The sequence below is a fragment of the Chloroflexota bacterium genome, from assembly GCA_018648225.1.
Lineage (GTDB): Bacteria > Chloroflexota > Anaerolineae > Anaerolineales > UBA11858 > NIOZ-UU35.
In genome coordinates, this window is sequence record JABGRQ010000051.1 from 1 (window position 1) to 2,844 (window position 2,844).

The window sequence follows — 2,844 nt, forward strand, 5'->3', positions numbered from 1 at the left end:
ATACTTTTGTTATCATGCGCCTATATTATCATCACTTACTTTAGAACCACTACCCTTTGTTGCTCTCCGCGTACTCAGCGCTCTTCGCGGTTAATGGTTTATTTGCGGCGTTTCACAGGGCCGTTCTCGTATTGTACGCTGAAATGAGGTGATCGGATAGGATTGGAAATTGTCATTCTCGCTCAAGATACATGCGGATAACAGCACCTTCGACGAGGGTCTTCAGGCGGCGGCGCTCTTTCGAAGGCGAATTACTCGGGTTATACCAGTATGGGGTGCCAACCTTTACATTGCGCGACTCCTGAATAGCGACCGGGTAATAGGCCAGATTTTTCCGGGTTTGTTCGTAATACTTTTCCCCCAGGCGAAAAATAGTCTTTTGGAAGGGTGCCATGTTGGTTTGTGGATTCAGCCCCAGGCTTTCGTCTTCGGGGAAGACCAACAGGATTTTCCCATCCAGGAGACAGGCCAAACTATCTTCCCAGGTGGTTTGTATATTTTTGTAGCCGCGGTGTACCGGGATGCAACCAACGAACCTCAGCAACGGTACAGTAATGTGAGAAAGCCCTTTAGATACGATCCCACTCAGGGGCGGGCGTAATTTCAGGCGGCGCTCGACGAAATCCATATTCAGGTAGGCGGCGGCTTTTTCGTAATCGACCATGTGTTCGTGAATCCAGGGATGTAGCCGCAGCGGGATCGTAGCGACAGCCCCAATCGGGCCAAGCGCCCCCAGGTGGTTGCCGATGAAGATAGCCGGGCCTTGCTCGGGCAGGTTTTCGCTCCCCTGCAATTTCCCGCCCCAATAGATCGTATCCAAAACTCGTGCGAACAAGTTGTACATCCGGTCATTCATCGAAGCTCCCAGTGATAGCGAACCCGGTTAATTGGTTATGCTCAATCTCCCACGCAGGTCAGAATTGTACGGACAGCACCCGCCCCGCGTAGCGCTGCGCTAATGGTTTCGGCGTTTTCGGCATCGACCAGGGTAATCATATTGCCGCCACGCCCACCGCCAGAGAGTTTGGCACCCAATGCCCCCGCGGCGCGGGCTGCTTGCACCAGCCGGTCTAGCTCTGGCGAGGAGACGCGCATCTCACCCAGCAGTTCATGGTTTTCGTTCATTAATGGGCCGAGGCGTTCAGGGTGTCCGCTTTCAATGGCTTGCCGGGCGGCACGAGTAATGCTTCCGATGGCGGCGAAAAGCCGTTCGTAGCGCGCGGCCTCTGCTTGCCAGCCGCCGCGCACGTCGCCGACTGTCTCTTTGGTGGGGCTGCTGATGCCGGTATCGGCAATGATGATAGTAAAAGGTTTGGCGATGTGGAAGGTTTCAATAATGCCCTCACTCCCTGCCCCTCTCCCACGGGGAGAGGGGAGTTCTCTTTTGAAATTCACCGGCTGAGCGAAGGTGATGACGGTGTTATCAATCCCTGAGGGCGTGCCGTGGTGGATTTTTTCGACTTCGTAAGCCAGTGTGGATATCTGCTCGTTGGGGAGGGGCTTGCCGAGATAGCCCGCCAATGCCCGAATGACGGCTACCGATACGGCGGCTCCAGACCCGAGACCGGAGGCCACCGGAATGCTGGAACTCACCTTGAGGGTGCAGGCCGGAATGCGAGTCACGCCCAGGGCGTTGGTCACGCCTTCGATAGCGGCAACCAACGCATGGGCTGAGTCGAGTTCGTCCAGCATTTTGTCCAGACCGATGTCCGGGGCGAGAATCCGCACTGCGCCCGCGTTCCCGCGAATATTTGGCGTGATGGTTGCTCTGGCGCGCGCCTGCATCACTGGCACGGCAATCGCTGGCTGCCCGTAGACAACCGCATGTTCGCCAAATAGGATGATTTTTCCGGGGGCCGTGGCAGTAAATGCAGGCATGGCGTTCGGTGGAAATTAGGAGATGTAGAAAATGACCAGCACCGTTAGTCCGTAGAGGGCGATAGATAGCTGGATGGGGCAATCGGAGAGAATCACATCTTCGGGCGCGCCGCCGGTGTTTTTGACCTGGATGAGATACTGGTAACGGAAGATGCTGTACAGAATGAAAGGTATCGTCAGCATCATGGCGTGATTGTCGGGCAGGTTGGGGGCCGAGAAGGTGTACAGGCTGTAGGTGATGATAGTCATGCCGGATGCCAGAGTGATGAGTTGGTCAAGAAATTCAAGCGTATAGCCATCGAGAACGCGGCGGTGGGCATTATTGCCCTCTGCCAGCAAACCGAGTTCAGCACGGCGTTTACCGGCGCCGATCAACAGCGCGAGGAAAGTTGTGAAAATATACAGCCAGGGCGAGAACCGCTCGACCTCAATCAGGGCGACTCCAGCGGCCACACGAATCACATAGAAGGAGGCCAGCACGATGATGTCGAGCAGCACGATATGTTTGATCCATTTGGAGTAAGTCAGATTGAGTAACAGGTAGAAAATTCCAATTGCCGCGAAATTGGGCGAGAGCATATAGGCCGCGGGCAAGGCTACCAGCAGAATGATAATCGCAGAAGCCCAGGCCGCGGGTATGGATAGTTTCCCGGCGGCGATGGGGCGTTTGCATTTTTTAGGGTGCTGGCGGTCGGCTTCGACATCGGCAATATCATTGATGATGTAGACCACGCTTGCCAGCAGACTAAAAACCATGAACCCGGCCAGCAAGTGCAAAAAAGCCGGGAGATTGGTCAGCTTGCGATCAAAGATGATCGCCACGAAGAGAAAAACATTTTTGGCCCATTGTTTGGGGCGCATGGTTTTGAGCAGGGCAGTCAGCATGAAGAAATGATAGTTGGGAATGTGGGATTCGTCAATCAGGGGATTATGCATTTAGGAAGCAGGAAAGTGCCTGTTCCCTAA

Annotated in this window: 3 protein-coding genes; all 3 read right to left on the reverse strand. The window is 54.6% G+C overall.

Features of this window, described 5'->3' with window-relative positions; all coding sequences use genetic code 11:
* Positions 1 to 172: 172 nt before the first annotated feature.
* From HN413_03110 to HN413_03120, 3 genes are read right to left on the reverse strand one after another with little or no spacing between them, the layout of a single operon-like run.
* Positions 173 to 856, reverse strand: a complete 684-nt coding sequence (locus HN413_03110; protein MBT3389375.1) for a hypothetical protein — start codon at positions 854 to 856, stop codon at positions 173 to 175.
* Between the two features lie 41 nt (positions 857 to 897).
* Positions 898 to 1,878 (reverse strand): mevalonate kinase, encoded by a 981-nt coding sequence (gene mvk, locus HN413_03115; GenBank protein ID MBT3389376.1) that lies wholly within the window; start codon positions 1,876 to 1,878, stop codon positions 898 to 900.
* A 15-nt stretch (positions 1,879 to 1,893) separates the two neighbouring features.
* Entirely contained in the window at positions 1,894 to 2,763 is an 870-nt protein-coding gene (locus HN413_03120; GenBank protein ID MBT3389377.1) for a decaprenyl-phosphate phosphoribosyltransferase, read from the reverse strand.
* Positions 2,764 to 2,844: the final 81 nt, after the last annotated feature.

Bases quoted from the DNA above. Each gene is read 5' to 3' on its own strand.
- HN413_03110 (MBT3389375.1), bottom strand. From the start codon at position 856: ATGAATGACCGGATGTACAACTTGTTCGCACGAGTTTTGGATACGATC.
- mvk (MBT3389376.1), bottom strand. From the start codon at position 1,878: ATGCCTGCATTTACTGCCACGGCCCCCGGAAAAATCATCCTATTTGGC.
- HN413_03120 (MBT3389377.1), bottom strand. From the start codon at position 2,763: ATGCTGACTGCCCTGCTCAAAACCATGCGCCCCAAACAATGGGCCAAA.